Origin of the sequence: Stenotrophomonas sp. GD03654, from assembly GCF_029845105.1 — a bacterium.
Classification (GTDB): Bacteria; Pseudomonadota; Gammaproteobacteria; order Xanthomonadales; family Xanthomonadaceae; genus Stenotrophomonas; species Stenotrophomonas africana.
In genome coordinates this window covers 19128-43586 of record NZ_JAOCLC010000043.1, presented here as the reverse complement: position 1 = coordinate 43586, position 24459 = coordinate 19128, and the positions used below count along the sequence as shown (strand labels likewise).

At 67.4% G+C, this 24459-nt stretch carries 17 protein-coding genes; 9 read left to right on the top strand and 8 right to left on the bottom strand.

Annotated elements, in window-relative coordinates; all coding sequences use genetic code 11:
* Positions 1-88: 88 nt before the first annotated feature.
* Both N5J73_RS15815 and N5J73_RS15810 read right to left on the bottom strand, forming a co-directional pair.
* Positions 89-2731 carry a PAS-domain containing protein gene (locus N5J73_RS15815; RefSeq protein WP_049444025.1) on the bottom strand — a complete coding sequence of 881 codons (2643 nt, stop codon included), beginning with the start codon at positions 2729-2731 and terminating at the stop codon, positions 89-91.
* A gap of 66 nt (positions 2732-2797) precedes the next feature.
* On the bottom strand, positions 2798-3967 hold the full coding sequence (locus N5J73_RS15810; protein WP_005414426.1) for a porin: 1170 nt from the start codon (positions 3965-3967) through the stop codon (positions 2798-2800).
* A 332-nt stretch (positions 3968-4299) separates the two neighbouring features.
* On the opposite strand from N5J73_RS15810, the gene N5J73_RS15805 reads away from it, so the two are divergent.
* Both N5J73_RS15805 and N5J73_RS15800 read left to right on the top strand, forming a co-directional pair.
* Positions 4300-5643 carry a dicarboxylate/amino acid:cation symporter gene (locus N5J73_RS15805; protein WP_005410972.1) on the top strand — a complete coding sequence of 448 codons (1344 nt, stop codon included), beginning with the start codon at positions 4300-4302 and terminating at the stop codon, positions 5641-5643.
* Between the two features lie 230 nt (positions 5644-5873).
* The gene (locus N5J73_RS15800) at positions 5874-8165 is read left to right on the top strand and encodes an NADP-dependent malic enzyme (protein WP_032129106.1); all 2292 of its coding nucleotides are present in this window, start codon (positions 5874-5876) and stop codon (positions 8163-8165) included.
* A gap of 521 nt (positions 8166-8686) precedes the next feature.
* On the opposite strand, the gene N5J73_RS15795 is transcribed toward N5J73_RS15800, so the two are convergent.
* Both N5J73_RS15795 and N5J73_RS15790 read right to left on the bottom strand, forming a co-directional pair.
* Positions 8687-9430, bottom strand: a complete 744-nt coding sequence (locus N5J73_RS15795) for a basic secretory protein-like protein (RefSeq protein ID WP_049444023.1) — start codon at positions 9428-9430, stop codon at positions 8687-8689.
* Complete coding sequence (locus N5J73_RS15790) at positions 9427-12771, bottom strand: GH92 family glycosyl hydrolase (protein ID WP_049444020.1); 3345 nt, start codon at positions 12769-12771, stop codon at positions 9427-9429. Before N5J73_RS15790 ends, N5J73_RS15795 begins: the two co-directional genes overlap by 4 nt.
* Positions 12772-13192: 421 nt before the next feature.
* Here N5J73_RS15790 and N5J73_RS15785 point away from each other — a divergent pair, with 421 nt between their 5' ends.
* From N5J73_RS15785 to N5J73_RS15770, 4 genes are all read left to right on the top strand, one after another.
* Positions 13193-13390, top strand: coding sequence for a zinc-finger domain-containing protein (locus N5J73_RS15785; protein ID WP_005410967.1), 198 nt, complete (start codon positions 13193-13195; stop codon positions 13388-13390).
* Positions 13391-13405: 15 nt separating this feature from the next.
* Positions 13406-14521, top strand: a complete 1116-nt coding sequence (locus tag N5J73_RS15780) for a glycosyltransferase (protein ID WP_049444019.1) — start codon at positions 13406-13408, stop codon at positions 14519-14521.
* Complete coding sequence (locus N5J73_RS15775; RefSeq protein WP_049444016.1) at positions 14502-15833, top strand: O-antigen ligase; 1332 nt, start codon at positions 14502-14504, stop codon at positions 15831-15833. The genes N5J73_RS15780 and N5J73_RS15775 overlap by 20 nt, the downstream gene beginning before the upstream one ends.
* A gap of 149 nt (positions 15834-15982) precedes the next feature.
* Entirely contained in the window at positions 15983-16432 is a 450-nt protein-coding gene (locus N5J73_RS15770; protein ID WP_049444015.1) for a transposase, read from the top strand.
* A 146-nt stretch (positions 16433-16578) separates the two neighbouring features.
* On the opposite strand, the gene N5J73_RS15765 is transcribed toward N5J73_RS15770, so the two are convergent.
* Positions 16579-17496, bottom strand: a complete 918-nt coding sequence (locus N5J73_RS15765; RefSeq protein ID WP_049444013.1) for an LpxL/LpxP family Kdo(2)-lipid IV(A) lauroyl/palmitoleoyl acyltransferase — start codon at positions 17494-17496, stop codon at positions 16579-16581.
* 60 nt (positions 17497-17556) lie between these two features.
* Between N5J73_RS15765 and waaA the strand changes: the two genes are divergently transcribed.
* Together waaA and N5J73_RS15755 are read left to right on the top strand one after the other, a co-directional pair.
* Entirely contained in the window at positions 17557-18855 is a 1299-nt protein-coding gene (gene waaA / locus N5J73_RS15760; protein WP_049444011.1) for a lipid IV(A) 3-deoxy-D-manno-octulosonic acid transferase, read from the top strand.
* Between the two features lie 215 nt (positions 18856-19070).
* Positions 19071-20288, top strand: coding sequence for a hypothetical protein (locus N5J73_RS15755; RefSeq protein WP_049444009.1), 1218 nt, complete (start codon positions 19071-19073; stop codon positions 20286-20288).
* A 68-nt stretch (positions 20289-20356) separates the two neighbouring features.
* On the opposite strand, the gene N5J73_RS15750 is transcribed toward N5J73_RS15755, so the two are convergent.
* The 3 genes from N5J73_RS15750 to N5J73_RS15740 form a co-directional block, all read right to left on the bottom strand.
* Positions 20357-21715, bottom strand: a complete 1359-nt coding sequence (locus N5J73_RS15750; protein ID WP_049444008.1) for a TolC family outer membrane protein — start codon at positions 21713-21715, stop codon at positions 20357-20359.
* Between the two features lie 16 nt (positions 21716-21731).
* Positions 21732-22379 carry a protein-L-isoaspartate O-methyltransferase gene (locus tag N5J73_RS15745; protein WP_049444006.1) on the bottom strand — a complete coding sequence of 216 codons (648 nt, stop codon included), beginning with the start codon at positions 22377-22379 and terminating at the stop codon, positions 21732-21734.
* A 136-nt stretch (positions 22380-22515) separates the two neighbouring features.
* Positions 22516-23196, bottom strand: coding sequence for a TetR/AcrR family transcriptional regulator (locus tag N5J73_RS15740; protein ID WP_032975445.1), 681 nt, complete (start codon positions 23194-23196; stop codon positions 22516-22518).
* A gap of 123 nt (positions 23197-23319) precedes the next feature.
* Between N5J73_RS15740 and N5J73_RS15735 the strand changes: the two genes are divergently transcribed.
* A complete protein-coding gene (locus N5J73_RS15735) occupies positions 23320-24456 on the top strand; it encodes an efflux RND transporter periplasmic adaptor subunit (RefSeq protein ID WP_033831969.1) in 1137 nt (378 codons plus the stop codon).
* Positions 24457-24459: the final 3 nt, after the last annotated feature.

Below are 24459 nucleotides of genomic sequence, written 5' to 3'. Positions count from 1 at the left end.
GCATCCAACCCGACCGGCCCACCCACGGCCTTTGCTTTCCACGACCAACCAGACACCACCCACGAGGGGCTGCGCCGTTGGCTGGAAACTACCCGCGATGCCGGATCAACAACTGACTCATCAGCGCCCGCAGCGCCGGCGGCTTCACCGGCTTGGCCATCATTCCCCAGCCGCGTTCGGCGGCCATCTCACGCAATCCCGCGTCGCGCTCGGCAGTGACCAGCACCACCGGCGGGCGAGCCTGCCACAGTTCGGCCAATGTCTCGTACAGCACCGGCCCGTGGTGATCGCCCATGCGCACATCCAGCAGCACCAGCTCCGGTACCGTTACGGTACTGGCCAGCTGCAGCGCCGCCTGTGGGCCATCGGCCAGTGCCACCTCGCAGCCCCAGCGCTCCAGCAGCGCGCGGCTGGCGGCGCAGACGTGCGGATCGTCGTCGATCACCCACACCCGGCGCCCGCGCAGCGGATTGTCCGCAGCCGGTTCCTGCGCCAGCACCGGTGCGGGCGCGGCGGCGGGAATCGCGCTGGCCTCGCCGAACGGCACGCCCACCGCGAACACGCTGCCCTGGCCCAGCTGCGAGCGCAGGCGGATCGGGTGGCCGAGCAGCCGACCGATGCGGTCGACGATCGCCAGGCCAAGGCCGGCGCCGCGCTGCTGGCCGTCGTGCAGGCGGCGGAACTCCTCGAAGATCTCGCCCTGCAGCGCATCGGGAATGCCGGGGCCCTGGTCGTGCACTTCGATCCACAGCAGGCCTTCGCGGCGACGGCAGCCGAGCAGCACGCGGCCACGTTCGCTGTAGCGCAGTGCGTTGGACAGGAAGTTCTGCAGGATGCGGCGCAGCAGCGCTTCATCGCTGACCACCACCGCAGCGGTATCGACCCAGTCGACCACCAGCCCACGTGACTGCGCGGCGATGCCGAACTCGCGTGCCAGCGTCTGCAGCAAAGGCCCGAGCCGGAACGCCTGTACGCGCGTGGGCAGGCTGCCCGATTCCAGGCGCGCGATATCCAGCAGGCTGTTGAGGATCGCATCCTGCGCGGCCAATGCAGCATCGATGTGGTCGCTGGTCTGTTGCTGCGCCGGGTCAATCAGCTTGCCGCGCAGCACCGAGACGAACATGCGCGCCGCGTTGAGGGGCTGCAGCAGGTCGTGCACGGCCGAGGCAACGAAACGGGTCTTGTAGCGGTTGGCCTGCTCGGCTTCGCGGCGGGCTTCTTCCAGATCATGGGTGCGCTCGGCGATGCGGTGTTCCAGCGCATCGGCCAGGGAGCGCAGTTCGCGCGCGGCGTTCTTGTAGCTGGTGATGTCGGCATAGCTGGTGACGAAGCCGCCGTCGGGCAGCGGGTTGCCGCGGATCTCCAGCACCGTGCCGTCGTCCTTCTCGCTCTCGCGCATGTGCGGGCGGCCGCTACGCAGGTGGTTGAGGCGACGCTCGATGGCCTCATCGACCGGGCCGGGACCGAGCAGTCCACGACGGGCATTGAAACGGAACAGCTCCTCGATCGGACGACCGACGCGCACCAGGTCTGCCGGGAACCGGAACAGTTCCAGATAGCGCGAATTCCACGCGACCAGGCGAAGCTCCCGGTCGATCACCACCACGCCCTGCGGCAGGTGTTCGAGGCTGCGGCTGAGTCCGCTGTCGGCGTCGGTGGCCGCCTGCAGCAGGCCGTCCTGAGCGGTGCGCAGTTCCTGTGCGTGCTGCTTGAGCAGGGTCTCCAGTTCGCGGCGGCTGCGCAAGCGATGTTTGGCCAAGCGTCGGCGCTGCTGCACGAACAGTACAAGGAAGCCCAGCGCCAGCCACGCGGCACCGCCGGTAAGCGCGGCTGCACGGCCGGCGGCGGTGGCCGCACCCGCATCGTGCAGCAGATGCAGGTTCCAGCCTTCGGCGGGCAGCGGCAGGCTTTGCCACAGCATCGGTTGCGGCAGTGCCGGATCCAGCAGGCGCACCATGCGGCCACCATCGGCCAGCACGTCTTCGGTTCGCGCGCGCAGCGGCTGCAGGGCGCGGTCGGCGTACTGGCGGGCGTCCAGCATCTCGCGGCGCTCATCGGCGCCCAGCGGACGCAGCAGGCGGTAGCGCCAGCTGTCACGGTTGGCCAGGAACACCACGTCGTGGTCGTCGCTGGCCAGCACCACATCGGGGCTGCTCAACCATTCCTGCTCCAGCGCCGACAGCTCGACCTTGATCACCACCACGCCGAGCCGCTTGCCGTCTTCCTCGATGGCCTGCGACAGGTAGTAGCCGGGCACGCCTGTAGTCATGCCGATGCCGTAGAAGCGGCCGCGGCCCTGCGCCAGTGCCTGCCGGTAGTAGGGGCGGTAGCTGTAGTTCTCGCCGACGTTGGTGGTCGGCTGGTCCCAGTTGCTGGCCGCCACTGCCACGCCGTCGTAGCCAACCAGGGTCAGGGTCGAGGCACGGGTGACTTCATTGGCGCGTTGCAGCTTGAGGTTCAGCCGCTGCCGTTCGGTGGGCGAGGGCGGCACACGCAGGGCGTGCAGAAGATCCGGATCCAGCGCCAGTACCTGCGGCAACGTGCCGAAGCGGTCGATGCGCTGCTGCAGGCCCTGGCCATACAGCTGCAGCTGGCGTTGCACCTGGCTGCTTTCTTCACCAAGGGCGCGCCGCCAGGCGTAGTGGCCGGCGGCGACCGCACACAGCACGGTACCACCGACCATCACCAGGAGGGTCAGCAACAGCATCCGGTGGCGGCTGAGCCAGTACATGCCGGCAGTCTACGCAGGGCCGGCGGGCGTGCCGTGCACGCCCGCCGGGATCTGACGTGGAAGGGGTCAGAAGTGCATCTGCGCGCGCAGTTCGAAGATCTCCGGCGTGCTATGCACACCGCGACGGCTGGCATCGACCTTCACGTAGTTGGCCTGGAACTTGAAGTGGCTGGTCAGGTACCAGTTCGCGCCCAGGGTCAGGTCGTGCTGGCGGCCGCCGAGGATGCTGCCATCGTCGAGGTCCATGCGGCTGTAACGGGCCACCAGTTCCACCGCGCCGTAGTCGTGCGCCGGCTTGATGTTGGCCACGGCACCTGCGTTGTACGGACGCGACTCGCCGGTCAGCACCCAGCTGGCCATCGCGTACTGGCCGCTGCCGGTGTAGTCGGGCTTGCCGTCATGGCGGGTGACTGTGGCGCGCAGGGCTTCGGCCTGCAGCGAGAACGGGCCGCGGATCCAGATGCCTTCCAGGCCGGTGCGGCGGATCTGGTCGGCGGTGACCAGCGCGCCGGAATCGACATAGCGGATGTCGGTCAGGCCGGCTTCCGGGCGTGCGCGCAGGCGTGCGCTGGCTTCGTGGTGTACATCGCGGCCATCGCTGTAGCCGCGCGGATTCTCCTGCGAATAGGCCAGGCCCAGGTGGATCACGTCACCCGGCGCCTTCACCGGGGTCCACACCGCACGCACGGCCTGGGTGGTGCCGGGGTTGTCACCCTGCAGGTCCTTGCCGCCATAGGCGCCGGCCTGCAGCAGGTACTGCGGGCGCTCCAGCACCCATTCCACGCCGGTGCGGCGGCCTTCGTAGAAGGCCTGCACGGGCAGCGCGGTTTCCAGGAAGCTGCCGGCGCGCGAAGAGGTGTTCGCATCCAGGCCAACCGGGGTCTTCATGTAGCCGAAGCGGAAGCGGCCGATGTCGCGGCCGAAGAAGGCCTTGCTTTCAAAGCGCACGAACACGTCCAGCCAGGTATCGGACTGGAAGTCGTAATAGACCATTGCGTCGTAGACGCCCTTCTTCTTCAGCGTCGCACCGAACTCCTTGCGGCGCACGGCGTCGTCGTCCTCCAGGCCGCTGCCCGAGGAGAAATCGTTGTAGTCGTAGGCGATGTTGGCGGTAGCGGCCAACTCGGTGCCGTCGCCGAAGGCGTACTTGGTCGGCCAGTTGTCGAAATCGGCAGCCGAAGCGAAGGCGGGAAGCGCGGCCAGCGACAGGGCCAGCAAGGTGGGAATCGGGCGCATGTTGGGTGCGGCTCTCTCAGATTGCGTGTGGACAGGACAACAACGGCCGCAGGGGCCGAAACTTTCGCAATGACGCGCCCGGCCGTTCAGCACGGGCCACCGGCCTCCCCAGGATCGGGCGGTGCGGCGCCAGTGTAGGCATCGCCGCCACCTGAACCGGGGGGCTAGTACCAATAGGTTATCTGCGCCGGCGTGCCCGGCGCGTACAAAGGCGTCCATTGGTCGCACCTCCTGCGCATGCAGCACAGGGCCTGCGATCAGTTTCCACGGTAACGGTTCCCGTGCTGTCCCGGGGCCGTACGTGCCTGAAAACGCCCCTTCCGGAGTCCGCCATGCACATCCCGACCGCAGCCCCGGCGCCTGCAAAGCCGTTGCCGATCTATCGCCAGCTGTATTTCCAGGTGATCGTGGCGATCGTCCTGGGCGCCATCCTCGGCCACTACGAACCGCTGATCGGCGAGAAGATGAAACCGCTCGGCGATGCCTTCATCAACCTGGTGAAGATGATCATCGCGCCGGTGATCTTCCTGACCATCGTCACCGGCATCGCCAGCATGACCCACCTGCGTACGGTGGGCCGGGTGTTCGCCAAGGCGATGGCGTACTTCCTGTTCTTCTCCACGCTGGCACTGATCGTGGGCATGATCGTGGCGCACGTGGTGCAGCCCGGCGCCGGCATGAACATCAACCCGGCCGAGCTGGACCAGACCGCGGTGCACAGCTACGTCGAAAAGTCGCACGACCTGACTCTGGTCGGCTTCCTGATGGACATCATTCCGAAGACGCTGGTGAGCGCCTTCGTCGACGGCAACATCCTGCAGGTGCTGTTCATCGCGGTGCTGTTCGGCATCGCGCTGGCATCGGTGGGCGAGAAGGGCAAGCCGATCCTGAACTTCCTGGAGGCGCTGGTCGCCCCGGTGTTCAAGCTGGTGCACATCCTGATGAAGGCCGCCCCGATCGGTGCCTTCGGCGCAATCGCCTTCACCATCGGCAAGTACGGCGTCGGTTCGCTGGTCAACCTGGCGTGGCTGGTGGGCTCGTTCTACCTCACCGCGTTCCTGTTCGTGGCGGTGATCCTCGGTGTGGTCTGCCGACTGTGCGGCTTCTCGGTGTTCAAGCTGGCGCGCTATCTGAAGGCTGAGCTGCTGCTGGTGCTGGGCACTTCCTCGTCGGAGTCGGCGCTGCCGTCGCTGATGGAGAAAATGGAACGTGCCGGCTGCAGCAAGTCGGTGGTGGGCCTGGTGGTCCCGACCGGCTACTCGTTCAACCTGGACGGCACCAACATCTACATGACCCTGGCGGCACTGTTCATTGCCCAGGCCACCAACACCGAACTGACCCTGGGCCACCAGATCGCCCTGCTGCTGGTCGCCATGCTCAGCTCCAAGGGCGCCGCGGGCGTCACCGGCGCCGGCTTCATCACCCTGGCCGCGACGCTGGCGGTGGTGCCGGAAGTGCCGGTGGCCGGCATGGCGCTGATCCTGGGCGTGGACCGCTTCATGAGCGAATGCCGCTCGCTGACCAACTTCATCGGCAATGCGGTGGCCACCGTGGTGGTCTCGCGCTGGGAAGGCGCGCTGGACCGCAACCGCCTGCAGCTGGCGCTGGATGGCCGCGAAAGCGAGCTGCCACCGCCGGTGGACGCACTGCCCGAGGCGCTGCCGGCCAAGGGCTGATCCAGGTGTGTGGTACCGCGGGGCCGGTCACGACAGTGGTACGGCCCCGCGGCGTTTCATGGCGTCCCATGACTGTCATGGGCAGCGCCGAAGCTGGTGTCGCGGCACCGTCGCATACGGCACGGAATTGTGCGGTCGCAGCATGCTTGCGACAGGATAGCGACAGGTCCGGACGCTCCAACGGGGGTATCATCCCCTGTCCCTTCTGCCCATTCATGTAACCCACATCGATGTCCAACGAAGATTTCAAACAGGCCGCCCTCGATTACCACCGGATGTCCCCGCCGGGAAAGATCAAGGTTTCCGCTACCAAGCCCATGCTGACCCAGCGCGACCTGTCGCTGGCGTATTCGCCGGGCGTGGCGTACGCCTGTGAAGCGATCAAGGCCGACCCGCAGCAGGCCAGCGAGCTGACCGCCCGCGGCAACCTGGTGGCGGTGATCTCCAACGGCACCGCGGTGCTGGGCCTGGGCAACATCGGCGCGCTGGCCGGCAAGCCGGTGATGGAAGGCAAGGGCGTGCTGTTCCAGAAGTTCGCCGGCATCGATGTGTTCGACATCGAAGTGGACGAGACCGACCCGGACAAGCTGGTCGACATCATCGCCTCGCTGGAGCCGACCTTCGGCGGCATCAACCTGGAAGACATCAAGGCGCCGGAATGCTTCGTTGTCGAGCGCAAGCTGCGCGAGCGCATGAAGATCCCGGTGTTCCATGACGACCAGCACGGCACGGCGATCATCGTCGGTGCGGCGGTGCTCAACGCGATGGCGATCACCGGCAAGAAGATCGAGGAAGTGAAGCTGGCGACCACGGGCATGGGCGCAGCCGGCATTTCCTGCGTGAACATGCTGGTGCAGCTGGGCCTGAAGCCGGAAAACATCCTGGCCTTCGACCGCGAGGGCGTGATCCACACCGGTCGTACCGACCTGGACCCGGAAAAGCAGCGCTATGCGCGTGACACCGACAAGCGCACCCTGGCCGAGATCGTCGACGGCGCGGACATCTTCCTGGGCCTGTCGGCGCCGGGCATCCTGACTGCCGACATGGTCAAGACCATGGCGCCGGATCCGGTGATCTTCGCGCTGGCCAACCCGACCCCGGAAATCATGCCGGAACTGGCGCGTGCAGCGCGTCCGGACGCGATCATCGGCACCGGCCGTTCGGACTACCCGAACCAGGTCAACAACGTGCTGTGCTTCCCGTACCTGTTCCGCGGTGCGCTGGACGTGGGCGCGACCGCGATCAACGAGGAAATGAAGATCGCCTGCGTGCGCGCCATCGCCGCGCTGGCCCGTCGTGCGGCCACCGACATGGGCTCGGCCTACGGCGGCGAGACCCCGAGCTTCGGCCGTGAATACCTGATTCCGCGTCCGTTCGACCGCCGCCTGCTGGTGGAGCTGTCGGCCGCCGTGGCCCAGGCCGCGATGGACTCGGGCGTGGCCTCGCGCCCGATCGATGACATGGGCGCCTACCGCGACAAGCTGGCCCAGTTCGTCTACCGCACCAGCCTGATGATGAAGCCGGTCTACGACCGCGCGCGCAGCGACAAGCAGCGCGTGGTGTACGCCGAAGGCGAGGAGGAAGTGGTGCTGCAGGCGGTGCAGAACGTGGTCGATGACGGCCTGGCGCACCCGATCCTGATCGGTCGCCCGGAAGTGATCGAGTCGCGCATCGAGCGCCTGGGCCTGCGCCTGAAGATCGGCGAGAACGTTGAAGTCACCAACATCAACGACGACCCGCGCTTCAACGAGTACTGGCAGTACTACCATGGCCTGACCGGCCGTCGTGGCGTGACCGTGGCCGCGGCGAAGAACCTGATGCGTTCGCGCCCGACCCTGATCGCCGCGGTAATGGTCGCCCGTGGCGAAGCCGATGCGATGCTGACCGGCATCGTTGGCCGCTTCCACAAGAAGCTGGGCTACGTGCGCAGCGTGCTGCCGCTGGAGCCGAAGGTCACCTCGACCTCGGCGATGACCGGCGTGATCAACCAGCAGGGCGTGTTCTTCTTCGTCGACACCCACGTGCAGGAAGACCCGACTGCCGAGCAGCTGTGCGAAGCGACCCTGCAGGCGGCCTACCGCATGAAGCTGTTCGGCATCGAGCCGAAGGTGGCGCTGCTGTCGCATTCCAACTTCGGCAGCCACGATTCGAAGGATGCGCTGAAGATGCGCCAGGTGCGTGAGCTGCTGCTCAAGCGCAACCCGCGTCTGAACGTGGATGGCGAAATGCAGGGCGACACCGCATGGGATGAAGCGCTGCGCCAGAAGCTGCTGCCGGGCTCGACCCTGCAGGGCCGCGCCAACCTGTTCGTGCTGCCGAACCTGGAAGCGGCCAACATCGCCTACAACCTGGTGCGTGTGTTCACCGACGGCGTGGCGATCGGCCCGATCCTGATGGGCGTGAACAAGCCTGTGCACATCCTGACCACCAGCGCGACCTCGCGCCGGATCCTGAACATGACCGCCATTGCGGCGGTGGATGCGCAGATCCGCAAGCAGCTGGAAGCGGAAAAGAAGGCATAAGCCTTCTTTCCGATTCGATCTGCAGAAACGCGCCCCACGGGGCGCGTTTCTGTTTCCGCAAGGCGGAAACGGGTAGAGTCGACTGCTAGTCGACTGCCTTTCGTACAACCACCGAAAATCCCGCGCGATCGCGCGATAGTCGACTAACAGTCGACTCTACCGGTCCCGATGCCGGTCCCACCGCTGCCACACGCGCTACGCAACCCGGTCATGTGCCTGCAACGCCGTTACGGCCCAATACGCCCACGCGGCCTGGCCGTGGGAAGGGACCGGACCGGCCTCCCCACCCTGGGCCCGACCAACTTTCCATGGGTGAGGGTGTCATGCGCAATCGAGTGACGCGGCGGTACTTCCAGCAGCTGTTCGCGCTGTATGCCGGTTTCGTGCAGTCGCGCTGAGGCATAGAAGGCAGCGGGGTAGAGTCGACCGTTGGTCGACTATCGCGCGAAGCGCGGGGTTTTCGGTAGTTGTGCGAAAGTCAGTCCACCAACAGTCGACTCTACCCAGTCGACTCTACCCAGTCAGTGCCGCTTGCCGCGGCGCGCCGGCGCCGGCGGCGGTGCATCCGAACGTGGCTTGGCGTACTGCGTCCACAGCGCCTGCAGTGCCTTGCCGGTGTGCTTCTGCCACAGCGCAGGCGTATAGCGGCCTTCGCGCAGGGCCTTGTCCAGCGCCAGCACCAGGCCGGGATGCTCGGCCTCGGCCCATTTCAGGAACGCACCGGTCACCCGGTAGCCGCTGTCGACGTTCTGTCCCTTCTCGACCTTGCCCGGCAGTGCCCAGCCTGCGGCGGCATTGTCCATGCCGTAGCGGTCGCGCGCGTAGTCGGCGATGCCTTCCACCAGCCAGCCCGGTACCCGTGTATCGCCGTAGCCGGGATACCCCTGCACGATGTGCATCGCCTCATGGGTGACCAGGTCGATGTCGTTCGGGTGTTGCGCAAGCCAGCCTGGATTGATGGTGATCGTCGCTGCCTGGTCCTTGTCACCGACGAAGGCGATGCCGGTGTAGGCCGGATCGATCACGATGCGCACCATCGACGGCGCGGCCGGGTGGAAGTCCGCACGTTCGCGCAGGTAGGCGAAGAAGAACGTATCGATCACCCGCTTGCGCTGCGGCGCGGCCAGCGCGCCACGGGCATCCTGGTAGTTCAGCGTCACACCGTCGCGGGTCAGCTGCGTATCGAACGCCTGGGTCTGGCCGAAACTTGGGAAGGACAGGGCAACAAGGGCCAGTGGCAGAAGACGGAAGCGCATGCCGCTCATTGTACGGTGCCGGCCGCCAACAGTTCGATCTCCGCCAGCGGCAGCCGTGCCGGTGCCGCCAGGCGCAGGCGGTACTCGCTGTAGCGACCGGGTCTGGCGATGCGGAACGGACGGGTCTGGCGGGCGGATTCGAAATCTTCGCCGCTGCGCTGGTCGAGCACTGCCCAGCTGCCGCTGCCGTTGCGTGCTTCCAGCGTCCACTCACCGCCCAGGATGCGGCCGTCACCGCTGGTCAGCGTGTACATGGTCGGGGTGCCCTCGGCCAGGCCGGTCAGCGCGATGGTTGCACCGCCGCCCAGGCCCACCGTCGTGCCGGCATCGTCATCGACCAGCGCGGGCAGGGCACGGCCATCGGCCGACGTCGCCTTCGCGCCACTGCCCAGCAGGTCGTGCAGCAGCTGCGGGCGCTGCCCGCGTGTGGTCAACGAGCGCGGCACGTCATCCACGCCACTGCCCCAGCGCGACGGCTGCGGTCCCATCACGAAGTCGAGCGTCGCGCCCTTGGCGATCAGCTCGTGCGGCACCCAGGTCTTCGTCCAGGGCTGGCCGTTGATCTTCAGCGACTGCACGTAGACGTTCTCACGCGAGTTGTTGGCCGCGTTCACGGTCAGCACGGCACCACCCTGCAGCTCCACCCGTGCGTGCTCGAATGCCGGCGAGCCGATCACGTACTCCGGGGCGCCCATGCGCAGCGGGTACAGGCCCAGCGAAGCAAGCACGTACCATGCCGAGGTCTCGCCATTGTCCTCATCGCCCGGGTAGCCTTGGCCGATCTCGCTGCCGACATACAGCCGCGACAGGATCTCGCGCACATGCTGCTGGGTCTTCCACGGCTGCCCGGCGTACAGGTACATCCACGGGATGTGGTGTGCCGGCTGGTTGCTGTGCGCATACATGCCCATGCGCACGTCGCGTGCTTCGGTCATCTCATGGATGGTGCCGCCATAGGAACCGGCCAGTGCCGGGTCCGCGGTCTCCGGTGTGGCGAAGAAGGTATCCAGCTTCGCCGCCAGCTTCTCGCGGCCACCGTACAGCGCCGCCAGGCCCTCGCCATCGTGGGCGGCGGTGAAAGCGAAGGTCCAGCCATTGGATTCGGTGTAGTCGTGGCCCCACACGCGCGGGTCGTAGTCCTTGGCGTCCACGCGCCAGCGGCCATCGGCCTTGCGGCCCTGGAAGAAGCCGGCCGCCGGATCGAACATCGTCGCGTAACTGGCGGCGCGATGGCGGAAGTAGTCGGCCTCGGTGCTGTAGCGCTCGCGTGCGGCCGGCGTGGCCGCGCGCTTGGCCAGGGCATCGGCCATGTTGGCGATGCCGAAGTCATTGAGCGCGCCTTCCATCGTCCACGACATGCCTTCGTGCACGTCGGCGCTGGCATAGCCACGGAAGGTCGAGCGGTCCATGCCCTTGCGGCCGACATGGCGGTCGGGCGGGACCACGGTCGCGTTCTTCAGCGCGGCGGCGTAGGCCTCGGCCGGATCGAAGCCGCCGATGCCCTTCAGCCACGCATCTGCGAAGGCCACGTCCGAGCTGGTACCGACCATCAGGTCGGCGTAGCCCGGCGACGACCAGCGCGCGATCCAGCCACCGGCGCGGTACTGCTCGATGAAGCCCTGCACCATCTGCCCGGCATCCTCGGGCGTGAACAGTGCGTAGGCCGGCCAGGTGGTGCGGAAGGTGTCCCAGAAGCCGTTGTTGACGAACACCTTGCCATCGCGCACGGCGGCGTAGCTGCGGGTCGCGCTGCCTTCGGTGTTGTCATCGCTGGCGCTGGCCTGGTTGGCGTAGCGCCACTCCGGTGCGGCGGCGCTGCCCACGTTCTCGTGGCCGGAATTCGGGTACAGGAACAGCCGGTACAGGCTGGAATACAACGTGGTCTTCTGGTCGTCGCTGGCATCGCCGATGTCGAAGCGGGCCAGGCGCGCGTCCCACGCATCCTGCGCGCGGCCGGCCACGCTTTCCAGCGTATCGGCCGCGGCGATTTCCAGCGCCAGGTTGTGCCGCGCCTGCTCGATCGAGATCAGCGAGGTGGCGATGCGCATGGTCACCCGCCGGTCGCTGCCGGCATCGAACTTGATGTAACCGGTCGGGCGCCCGGTGTCGAGGCGCCCACTGCCGCGCCACGGCTTGTCGAAGCGGGCCACCACGTACATGCGGCTGGCGCCGTTGGACAGGCCGCTGCGTGTGTCGGTGTAGCCGGACAGCGTCTGCGTGGCGGCGTCCAAAGTCAGGCCACCGCGTGCATCGACGTTGTCGAACAGCAGGTTGGCGTCGCCGCCCTCGGGGAAGTCGAAGCGGAACAGCGCAGCATGATCGGTCGGCGCGATGGCGGCAGCGATGCCGTTGTCGAAGCGCACGTCGTAGCGATACGGGCGTGCGCTTTCATGGCGGCGATCGAACGACAGCGCGCGCTTGCGGCGGTCGGCGTCCGGCACACCACGGCTGGCCGAGGGCATCACCTGGAAGGTCTGGCGGTCGCCCATCCATGGGCTGGGCTGATGGCTCAGCGCAAGCGCCTGCAGCTGCGGACGGTTCTGTGCGTCGTTCTGTTCGTTCCAGCGGTACAGCCAGTTCAGTGCGCCGGCATCGGTCACCGGGGTCCAGAAATTGAACCCGTGCGGCACTGCCGTGGCCGGGAAATTGTTGCCGCGCGAGAAGGTGCCGTTGGCCTGGGTGCCACGGGTGGTCAGCACCCAGTCGGAGACGCGCTGTGGCTGCTGTCGCGGCATTGCGTCCAGGCGCACGTCATCGATCCAGCCGGACACCGGCGCGCCCTCGGCACTGGCCACCTCCAGCTCGATCGCCACCACGCGGCGGCCCTTCAGCGTGGGTACGTCGCCCAGCCGCACTGCCTTGCGCGCCCACTGCTGCGGGTACAGCGTCTTCGACTCGCCCTGCGCGCGTGCGCCGATCGCCACCCCATGCTGGTCACGCGCCGCACCGGCCGAAACGCGGCTGCCATCGTCCAGCAGCAGGTCCAGTGACACATAGGTCGAGGCCACGGTGTCCTTGCCGACGATCTCCGGCAGCACCAGCCACGACAGGGTGGTATCGGCCTCGATCGGCAGGTCGGTCTTGAACAGCTCGCGCCGCGCGCTGCCGCCTTCGCTGCGGTAGCGCAGTGCATGCAGGCCGCTGTAGCCCGCATTGCGCTTGGCGGCGTAAGGCGCCGCAGGGCCGTTGCCGATCGTCACCTGCAGTGCACCCGCGGCCTGCGACGGGGCAGGTTCGCCGGGCTCGAAGGAGGTCTGCAGTCCCTGTGCCAGCACCGGCATCGCGGTAGTCGCACAGGCCAGGGCCAGAGCGAGCGGAAGCAGGGCGCGGCGTGGATCGGACAGGGTCATGCAAGGGTCTCCCGGAAGGGCAGGCGGCGGGCAGAACCCGCATCGGCGGACACCACGGACAGCATCGCTCCGCCCGCCGGGATGGCAGTGGAAGAGGCGATGCCGGTCCGGTGGGGGCGGGCCATGCGATCGGGTCGGATTGGGGCAGGCCGGTTCACGACCTGGCCCGATCCTGCAACAGCCGTGGCAACCTGACAAGTGCCATTTAGTTCGATCCAAATGCGGGAAATATCGTTGTCGGTGGTTTCACGCCGTTAACCTGCAGGATCGGTCGGGAATTCCCGTCGGCACCTCATCCCGAGGTGGCGTGCAGGGTCGCAGGGAATCGGCCCGGTACACGCAAAGACCTCTTGTTGCGCAATGTCGGGGCGGCCCGGATGCTAGAATCACAGGCCTCGCAACCCGTTCATCGACATCCGCCATGAGCCATACCGCCACCGCGCCCGCCAACGCCGAGAAGCGCTACACCGTGCACCGCAGCGATCTGCCGCTGAGCTGCCCGACCCCGGAAATGGCGCTGTGGAACTCGCATCCGCGCGTGTACCTGCCGATCGAAGACGAGCCCAATGGCGAAGCGCAGTGCCCCTACTGCGGTTCCGTGTTCGTGCTGGCCGACTAAGCGGCCGCCCCTTCGATGCGCCGATTGACCGTGGTGCAGTTGCTGCCGGCGCTGCACTCCGGCGGCGTCGAGCGCTCGACCCTGGAAATCGCCGCGGCCCTGGTCGCTGCCGGCCATCGTGCGCTGGTGGTCTCCGCCGGTGGCCGCCTGGTGCAGCCGCTGCTCGATAGCGGTGCCGAGCACCTCAACCTCGACATCGGCCGCAAGTCGCTGCTGACCCTACGCCACCTGCCGACGTTGCGCCGCCTGTTCGCCGAAGTGGGCGCGGATATCGTGCATGCCCGTTCGCGGTTGCCGGCCTGGCTGGGCCTGTACGCGATCCGCGCCATGCCCGTCGCACAGCGGCCGCACTGGGTGACCACCGTGCACGGGTTGAATTCGCCCAGTCGCTACAGCGCGGTGATGACCAGCGGTGAACGCGTGATCTGCGTGTCCAACAGCGTGCGCGACTACGTGCAGCGGCACTATCCGACGGTTCCCGAAGCGAAGCTGCAGGTGATTCCGCGCGGCGTCGATGTCGCACAGTTTCCGCGCGTGGCCCGCGCCGACCGCCGGCCACGACTGACGCTGGCAGCCGATTACCCGTGGCTGGCGCAGGTTGAGGGCCCGCTGCTGCTGCTGCCGGGGCGGGGCACCCGGCTGAAGGGACATGTTCATGCGCTGCAGTTGCTGGCGGATGTACGCGCGGCCGGTGTGCCAGCACAGCTGTGGATGCTGGGCACCGATGAACCCGGCCGCGAAGCCTACGTGGCCGACCTGCGCCGGCAGGCGGCCGTGCTCGGCGTGACCGACGCCGTGCAGATCAGCACGCCGACCGCGCGTATCGCCCAGGCCTATGCAGCCAGCGATCTTGTGCTGCAGCTGTCGGACAAGCCCGAAGCATTCGGCCGCACCGTGGTCGAGGCGCTGTCGGTCGGCCGTCCGGTGCTGGGCTGGGATCATGGTGGCGTCGGCGAACTGCTTCGGCAGCTGCAGCCCACTGGCGCGGTGCCGCTGGGCGATGCACGCGCGCTGGGTGAACGTGCGCTGGCCCTGCTGGCGCAGCCGCCGTCCTTGCCGACCCGCATCCCGTTTACCCTGCAGGCCATGCAGCGCGATACCCTCCGCCTCTATGCCGACCTCGCCGGCTGACCCCGCCGTCACCGGGCGCGACGACCGCGCCGGGCGCTGGGCGCCCTGGTGGGTGCTGGCGTACGTGGCGCTGTGGCCGTTGCCGGGCATCGCTGAAACCGTGCTCGGTCTTGGTGCGGTCTACGCCGCCGCGCGCATGGTCATGCGCCGCCTGCAGCGCCGCCCGCACCTGTTGAGTACGGCAGCCTGGGCGCTGACCTCGATCCTGTTCCTGGGCTATTGGCTGCCGCAGGCATTCTCGGCGTTTGATGCGATCGATCCGGCAGCGTCGTGGACGAAGGCGGCCGCCGGCCTGCGCTACCTGCCTTTCATGTGGCTGGTGGCGATCGCGGTGGCCACGCCGGAACGGAGGCGGCTGACCTTCGGTGGCCTCGCGTTGATCACCGCTGCGTGGACGCTGGATGCGCTGGTGCAGGCGCTAGCGGGTACCAGCCCGTGGTTCTGGTCACTGGAGCAGCTGAAGCTGGCGGTGAGCGGCCATGCATTGTGCCCGGCCGACGAGGCTGCAGTGGCCGACCGCCTCAGTGGCGCACTGGGGCCGTGCAACCTGAAGTTCGGCCAGGTGCTGGCCAGCCTGTCGCCGTTCCTGCTGCTGCCCGCCGCGCGGCGCTTTGGCAATGCGGGCTGGGTGCTGGCGGCCGCCGCGCTGGGCAGTGTGCTGCTGCTGGCCGGCTCGCGTGCCTCGTGGATCACCTTCGCACTGGTGCTGGCCTACAGCGGCGTACGCCAGTTCGGCTGGAAGCGGCTGGCGATGCTGGCGCTGGTCGCAGTTCTCGGGGCAGGGGTGCTGACCGCCAGCGTGCCGCAGCTGCGCGAACGCTTCGCACGTACGGCGATGGCCTGGGATGGAGGCGAACGGGGTGTCGACGAAGCGCTGTCCGGTCGCGCGCGGATCTGGGAAGCGGCCGTCTGCATGATTGAAGAGCACCCGGTCAACGGGGTCGGCGCGCGCGGTTTCCGCGATGCCTATCCGGCCTGCGTGGCCGATGGAGGACCGGCGGTGTGGGGCAATGCCCCCGCGTTGCACGCCCATCAGATCGTGCTGGAAATCCTGGCAGAAACCGGTGTGCTGGGCCTGCTGCTGTGGCTGGCGGCGGTGGCCCAGGCCTGGCGGGCATGGCGTTATGCGCCGGCCGCCGCCCGTGAGCGTGCGCGGCCGGCGATGCTGGCGCTGGCGGTCACGGTGTTCCCGCTCAACACCCACCTGGCGTTCTACTCGGCGTTCTGGGGTGGGCTGACCGTGCTGCTGGCAGCGCTGTTCGCCGGCAGCCTGCTGGCACGCGAATCGGACGACACGCCGACGGCGGTGTGATCGTCCATCCAGCATGGCGTGGCTCTACTGCACGTACCGAACGGAGATTGCTGTGGTAGATCCACGCCATGCGTGGATGGAGCTTTCCCGACGCAAACACAGGTAACCCACCACTACCGGTGTTTCCATGCGTATCGCACGCTCGAGGCATGGCCAGCCCAAGACTCCGCTACGATCGATTTTCCCGATCCGGCAACGTGTACTCATTGGCCACGGCAACCCTTGGCCGTGAACCGTTGTTCGCCGATGCGGCGGACATGGCGATCCTGATCGACACCCTGCGCTTCGTCGAGCGTAGGGGCTTCAGCCACAGTCTCGCCTGGGTGGTGATGCCTGACCATCTGCACTGGCTGATGGAACTGCGCAGTGGAACCTTGGCCGAGTGCATGTCCTTTCTGAAGTCACGCAGCAGCAGGTTGCTGAACCGGCGGTTGGAGCGGCAGGGTGTGCTGTGGCAGCACGGCTATCACGACCATGCAGTGCGGACCGACGAATCACTTCACGAGAAGGCGATGTACATCCTGGCCAATCCGGTCCGCGCGGGCTTGGCGTGCGTGGTGGGGGAGTACCCGTACGCCTGGTGCCGCTGGCCGTTGTGAATCACGGCACGGAATCGAAGAGCATCCACGCATGGCGTGGATCTACTTCAGAATGCCCCACGTCATTGAATCCACGCCATACGCGGATGAAGCTGCACAAGGCAGTAGATCCACGCCATGCGTGGATGAAGCCATCCCTCCCACCGCTACTTGTAGAAATCGCTCCGGCCACCCGGCTGGCGCTTGAAACGACGGTGGATCCACAAGTACTGGTCGGGCGCTTCGCGCACCATCTCTTCGATGGCCTGGTTGACCCGCGTGGTATCGGCTTCCACGTCCTCGCTGGGGAAATTCTCCAGCGGCGCACCGATCTTCAGGAAGTACCTGCCGCCTTCGCGACGGTGGAAATACGGGATCACCGCACAACCGGTCATCCGCGCCAGCTGGTGGGTGGCGGTGATGGTGGACGCGGTGTGGCCGAAGAACGGCACGAACACGGTGTCCTTGCCACGCATGTCCTGGTCCGGTGCATACCAGAGGAAGCCACCCTTCTTCAGGTGCCGCACGGTGGCGCGGATGTCCTCGTTGGCGAACATCGCCTTGGCATAGCGCAGGCGGCCGAACTTCACCGCCCATTCGTACACCGGGTTCTTGTGCTTGCGGTACATGCCGGACAGGTCGACGTAGTCGCACAGCAGGCGGCCGCACATCTCCAGGGTCATGAAGTGGCCGGAAACCAGCAGCACGCCACGGCCTTCGGCCTGCATCTGCCGTAGGTGCTCCAGGCCTTCGATCTGCACCTGCGGGCGGATGCGGTCGATGCTGCCCCACCAGGCACGGATGCACTCGAACACGCCCACGCCCAGCGCATCGAAGCTGTCGCGTACCAGACGTTGCCGCCAGGCTTCATCCTTTTCGGGGAAGCACAGCTGCAGGTTGACCTCGGCGGCGCGACGGCGGCTGCCGAGCAGGCGCCAGGTGATCCAGCCGACGCCCCGGCCCAGCGCACGCTGCAGCATCCACGGCAGGCGGGCGATGGCGAAGGCGCCGAACATGGCGGCGAACATTGGCCAGTTGCGTGGATCGCGCAGCGACGGGCGGACGGCGGTGGTGGCATCGGACATTGCCCCATTCTACCAAGGCGGCCGCGTGTCTTTCCCGGGGGGCTCCCGTATCCTTGCCGCATGCGTAAAGACCCTGTCGAATGGATCCTGCGCGGCCTGTATTCGGTCGTGCTCTACATCCTGCTGCCGATCACCGTGTATCACCTGGTCTGGCGCGGTTTCCGGGTCCGTGAGTACTTCCGGCGCTGGGACGAGCGCTACGCCTCCTATCCACAGCCGACCGGCCAGCCACGGGTCTGGCTGCACGCGGTGTCGGTGGGCGAGGTCAATGCCGCCGCGCCGCTGGTGAACGCCCTGCGCGAGCAGCGCCCGGACATCCGCTGGGTCATCACCACCATCACCCCGACCGGTTCGGAGCGCGTGCGAGCGCTGTGGGGCGATGCGCTGGACCACGTCTACCTGCCGTACGACGTACCCGGCAGCGTCAACCGCTTCCTCGGTCACTTCCAGCCCAGCCTGGCGCTGATCCTGGAAACCGAACTGTGGCCGAACATGCTGTTCGGCTGCCGTGACCGGGGCATTCCGGTCTACATCCTCAATGCGCGCCTGTCTGCACGCTCGTTGCGCGGCTACCGGCTGCTGGCGGCGCTGATCCGGCGCGCCCTGCGTACGGTCACCTGCGTGGCCGCGCAGTCGCAGGACGACGCGGACCGCTTCGTCCAGCTGGGCGCTGCCCCGGAGCAGGTCCAGGCGCTGGGCAACCTGAAGTTCGACATCGCCACGCCGGACGTGAAGAGCTTCGTCGAGCAGTTCCACGCCCGCGTGCCGGCCGGGCGTCCGGTGTGGATCGCCGCCAGTACCCACGATGGCGAAGAACAGGCGGTGGTCGACCTGCACCGTCGCCTGCGCCAGCAGCATCCCGACCTGCTGCTGCTGTGGGCGCCGCGTCATCCCGAGCGCTTCCCGAAGGTAGAGGCGCTGACGCGCGAACAGGGCTGGAACGTGGCCACCCGGCGCGCGAAGCAGTGGCCCGAGGCCGACACCGACGTGTTCGTCATCGACACTCTGGGCGAGCTGATGCCCTTCTATGCCTGCGCGCAGGTGGCGTTTGTCGGCGGCAGCCTGCAGCCGATCGGTGGCCACAATCTGCTGGAGCCGGCGGCGATGGGCACCGCTGCCGTGACCGGCCCGCACCTGCACAACTTCGCTGAGATCTCGCGCCGCATGCGTGAGGCCGGCGCACTGCTGATCGGCGAGGACGTGCAGGCGGTCGGCGACCTGTTGCAGCACCTGCTCGACGATGTACAGGCGCGCCAGGACATGGCGCGCGCTGGCTGCACGCTGGTCAGCAATGGCCGGGGCGCCCTGCAGCGCACGCTGGCGCTGGTCGCGCCGCATCTGCCGCCACCGCGGAGCTGAGACGCCTACCGGCAGCAGGCCGGTCGGCTGACGTGATCGACTACATCAATTCTGCTTAGCGACCGGAATCCTGTCGCAGCAGGACCGGTTATAGGCCTTCGATCGTGTCTGTGATCACATCGCGGAGCCCCCGGTACAGATTCTGATACCGCCCCTTGGCGCAGGCTGCCAGCCTGCTGCCGACCGCACCTGGGCGGATATCAAGGGGACTTGCGATGGACAGCGACAACAGCCTCGACCGGGATGCCCGCCTCGGCAGGGATCACGTCGCCACGGTGGCACTGACGCTGCTGCTGGGGGGCAGCGTGATCGCTCTGGTCGGCCAGCACACCGCCGCGCAGGCGGGACCGGCCATCGTGCTGAGCCTGTTGTTGGCCGCGCTGGGCACCTTGCCCCTGCTGTGCTGTCTGCACGTCCTGAACCCGCTACTGCCCGTTGATGGCCTGCTGGGTCTGCTGCGCGCCGGATCGGGCAGGGCATCTGCCGGCCTGCTGGGTGGCATGTTGCTGCTGGAGCTGGTGGCGACCAGTGCTGGCGCGGCGCAATCCCTGGCCAGTCATCTGCGCGTGTTCCTGCTCCGCTGCGGCATCGATGCCGGCAACGCCATGCCGGATCAGCTGGCGGCGGTCTTCGGCCTGCTTCTGCTTGGCGTGGTCGGGTTGCTGCCGCCACGTCGTGTGGTATTGGCTGCCTGTGCGTTGCTCACGATGAAGATCGGCATCGGCCTGCTCCTGCTGGCCCTGGCGGCGCGTTACGTGCACTACGCACATTGGATTCCATGGTTGCCGGAAGCAACGGCGCCTTATCGTTTCGGACTGGGTGGAGTGCTGGCGGCGAGCGTACCGCTGCTCGGTGTGTTCGCCAGCGTTGGCCTTGCGCTGGGATTTCCCGGCATGGGCCGGCAGGAGAGGGCACGGACCATGCCGCTGCTGGCAGGGATGCTGCTGCTGGCCATGCTGCTGCTTATCGTGCTGGCCGCGTTGCAGGCAGGACTGGTGGAGTTCCCTGCATTGGCCAGTACGCGACCGTTGTCGGTGGCGCTGCAGCAGCACCCGCAGCTGCACTGGATGATGCCGTTGCTGCCACTGGCCGGTGCAGCAGGGCTGGCGGCGCTGCTGCTGGTAGTGATGAGGGTTGCCGCGCGCCTGGCGGCGCAGCTGTGGCCTGCGGCCAGCCATGCGGTGGCAGGATTGCGGGCGCGACTGGCGTGGTGCGTGGTGGTGGCCTCGGCGGCGGTGCTGGCGCTGCTGCTGCCCGTTGGTACGCTGCCGGTGCTGCCTGGCCCGGCAACCCTGCTGGTGATGGCGGCCTTGTGCCTGACCGTGCTTCGCGTGCAGGCGCCACCCTCACGCGTCTTGTTGGTGCTTGCGCCCGTGGCTGCGGCACTGTGCGTGTTGGCCGCAGTGGAGCGCATGCGTGTCTGGCCGGGCTGATCGCCGTGCAACGGCCACAAAAAAGCCACCCTCGCGGGTGGCTTCTTCGTTGCCGGCGCGGCGACCACTCAGTGCGTGGTCGTTGCCGGGTTGCCCGCGTCCTGGGTCAGCAGGCGGTTCACGTCCTGCAGCTCGGCCACATCCAGCGCACCCAGCGACTGGCTCAGCAGCAGGCGGTTCTGCAGGAAGGTGTAACGGGCCTGGGCGTAGTCCAGCTGCGCCGAGAACAGGATGCGCTGGTTCTGGATCACGTCCAGCACGGTACGGGTACCGACTTCCAGCCCGACCTGCGAAGCATCGTAGGCGCTCTGTGCCGAGACCACCGCCAGGCGGCGCGCTTCCACTTCGCTGATGCCCTGCACCAGGGTCTGGTAGGCATTGCGGGTGTTGCGGTCCAGGGCACGCTTCTGCTGCTCGTAGCCGTCCTGGGCGATGTCACGCTGGGCCAACGCCTGACGCACGCCGGACTGGGTGGCACCGCCGGCGAAGATCGGCACGCTCAGGGTCAGGCCGATGCTGTTGGTGCGCGCATCCGGCGACAGCGAACCCGCGCCGGTGCTGTCACCCCAGGTCGCGCTCTTGCCCCAGCTGCCGCCCAGCGACAGGGTCGGGTAATGACCGCCACGGGCAGCCTGCACCCCTGCCTCGGCGGCGCTGACCTTCAGCTCCTGCGCTTTCAGTGCCGGATTCTGGGTGGTGGCCTGGTGCACCAGCTCGTCGATGTTGCCGCGGTTGGCCGGCACTTCCGGGCGGAAGTCGGCCGGCAGGCCGCGCAGGTTGACCACCGGCTGGCCGGTCAGCTCGGTCAGTGCCTGGTAGTTATCGGCCAGGGTGTTCTGCGCAACGATGGTGTTGGCGCGCGCCTGGTCGTACTGGGCGCGCGCTTCGTGCACGTCGGTGATCGGCGCCAGGCCCACTTCCAGGCGCTTGTCGGCGAAATCGAACTGCTTTTTCGCGGCCGCTTCGTTGGTCTGTGCGGCGTTCAGCGATTCGATCGCCACCAGCACGTTGAAGTAGGCCGCCGACGTGCGAACGATCAGGCTGTCGTTGGCCGAATCGAGGGTGAAATCCGCCGCCTTGCTCAGCTCGCGCTGCGAACGCAGGTTGTTGATCTGGGTCCAGTTGAACAGCGTCTGGCTGCCGTCGATCGTGTACGTGCGGCGCTTGTTGGTGAACGAGCCGGAGTTGGCGTCGGCGTTCGGCTCGCTGCGCGTGCGGTTCAGCGTGGCCTGGCCGTTGATCTGCGGCAGCAGGGCGGCGCGCGCCTGCACGGCACCTTCCTTGTCGACCAGCCGGGTCGATTCGGCGGCGGACAGCTGCGGATCGCCGTTGCGGGCCATTTCGTAGACCTGCAGCAGGTCGGCGGCATGGGCGGACAACGGCAGCAGGGCAGTGGCCAGCGCAACAGCGAGGGATCGGCGGATCATTGCGGCTTCCTTGGACTCAGAGGTGGAACTGGGGTGCCGGGGCGGCACCGCGCAGGTAATCAATATCGGTCTCGAACAGGGACTCGGTGCTGCCGTCGGCCTTGATCAGCAGGGCCTCCATCGCCGGCGAGCGGCCGTGGATCACGAACAGGCGTCCACCCGGACGCAGCCACGAGGCAAACTGTGACGGCACCACGTCGACCGCACCAGTGACACAGATCACGTCAAAGCGGCGTTCGGTCTGCCAGGACAGGGCGTCAGCCACTTCCACGCGGATGTTGGTGCCCAGGCCGGAAGCGTCCAGACGGGCACGCGCGGCGGCGGCCAGCTCCGGGTCGATCTCCAGGCTCAGTACGTCGCGCGCCAGCGCGCCGATGCAGGCTGCCAGGAAGCCGCTGCCGGTGCCGACTTCCAGCACTTCGTCACCCGGCTGCAGATCCAGTGCCTGCAGGGTACGGCCCTCGATGACCGGCTTCATCATCTTCTGGCCATGGCCGATCGGCAGTTCGACATCGGCGTAGGCCAGTGCCCGGTGTGCATCGGCGACAAAGGCCTCGCGCGGCAGGCGGGCCAGGACGTCGAGCACCTTGATGTCCAGCACGTCCCAGGGACGGATCTGCTGTTCCACCATCAGTTCGCGGGCGTGGGCGTAATCAATCGTCATGAGGTTCAAATCCAGCGCAGTGGGCCGGCCATTTTACCGGTGCCGGAGGCCGGCGGCGCGCCCAGAGCATCAGCTGCGGGGTGGCCGGGGTCGCAGTGCCGGAAGTCATCGCGACCTCCGGTTCGTTCAGTTTTGGTTATCCAGCATTCCCAGCCCCCCGCGGCGCGTAGGCGCGCAGGAAGAAATCCACGCTGGCGGCCACATGGATCGCAGCATCGGTCTCGACGGGGGACAGTGGCATGCCGCACATCATATGCATGTGCACTTCGCCCTTCACCAGGGTCAGGAACTGCTGGCCGGCGATGTAGCAGTCGGGGATATCCAGTTCGCCGCGCTCGGCACGCGAACGCATGAAGTCGGCCAGTGCCTCGCAGGTGCGTTGCGGGCCCGCCTGCCAGAACAGTTCGCGCAGGCGCTCGTCGGTCTCCGGCGCCATCATCATCCGCTGGATCGACAGGGCCGCGTCGGAAGTGATCATCTCGAAGAACGCCATGCCGATGCCCAGCAACTGGTCACGCAGGGGTCCTTCGACGTCGGCCACGAACAGCGCGTCGGGCAGCATCTCGATGCACTTGGACTGCACAGCTTCGGAGAACAGGGTCTCTTTGTCGCCGAAATGGCTGTAGACGGTCAGCTTCGAGACGCCGGCCTGGGCAGCAATGCTGTCCATGCTCACGCCGCTGTAGCCCTGTTCGATGAACAGTGTCTTGGCTGCCTCGAGTATTGCCGCGCGCTTGCCCAGATCCTTGGGGCGCCCGGGACCGGCAGCCTTGGCAGCGGGCTTGGCCGTCGGCTTTCGGGAAGTGGGAGAACTCATTTCGCTAATACTAGACCAAGCGGTTCGATATTTATACTATACCGGCTGGTTCACTAATGTCCGCGTTGCAACAGTATGTTGCCGGCGCGTTCCCCCCGGATTTCTTTTCAGGTCCTGTACCTCATGAAAAACATGCGTTGGTTGGGCGTAGGCGTACTGGTCGTGGTGTTGGCAGCGTGCGGCAAGCAGGCCGCCGAGCCGGCGGCGGCCATCCCGGTGCTGGTGGTGCATCCCACCACGCAGGATGGACAGGCCGCGGCCGCCTACCCCGGCGAGGTGCGTGCCCGCCAGGAAAGCCCACTGTCGTTCCGGGTTGGCGGCAACCTGGTCAGGCGCCTCGTCGACGCTGGCGAGCGGGTGAAGAAGGGCCAGCTGCTGGCCGAGCTGGATGCGGCCGACTACGCCTCGCAGGCGGCGGCGTCGCAGGCGCAGCTGGCGGCGGCGGAAGCAGACCTGGTGCGCGCGCGCGATGACCAGAAGCGCTATGCCAAGCTGGCGGAAGACCAGCTGGTGAGCCGCTCGGCACTGGACCAGCAGACGGCGGCATTCAAGGCTGCACAGGGCCAGGCCAACGCCGCCCGGGCCAACCTCGCCGTGGCCCGCAACCAGGCCGAGTACGCGCAACTGCGCGCACCCGCCGATGGCGTGATCGCCAGCCGCCAGGCCGAAGCCGGGCAGGTCGTGAGCGCGGGGCAGACGGTGTTCACCCTGGCCGCCGATGGTGGCCGTGAGGTGCTGATCGCGCTGCCGGAAAGCAGCATCCGCGACTACAAGGTCGGCCAGTCGGTGCAGGTGGAACTGTGGAACCGTCCGGGCCAGCTGCTGCCGGGCACCCTGCGCGAAATCGCCCCGGCCGCCGATGCACAGGCGCGCACCTATGCCACGCGCGTGAGCCTGGCGCCGGAAGCACTGAGCGAAGTGGAACTGGGCCAGAGTGCGCGGGTGTTTGCCACCGCCGGGCGCAGTGGTGCGTTGCAGCTGCCGCTGGCGGCCGTGCTGCGCGGCAGTGATGGCAAGGCCAGCGTGTGGGTGGTCAATCCGTCCAACGGTGCATTGAAGGCAACGCCGGTGCAGGTGGGTGCCTACGGCGCGCAGGCCGTGCCGGTCGTGTCCGGCGTGGGCGCGACGGACTGGGTGGTCGCTGCCGGCGGCCATCTGCTGCGCGAAGGCCAGGTGGTGACGCCGGTAGATCGCCAGAACCGCCCGGTGCTGGCACCGTCGGCCGCCAAGCCGGCGCCGGCCGCAGGCAAGGGGCACTGACCC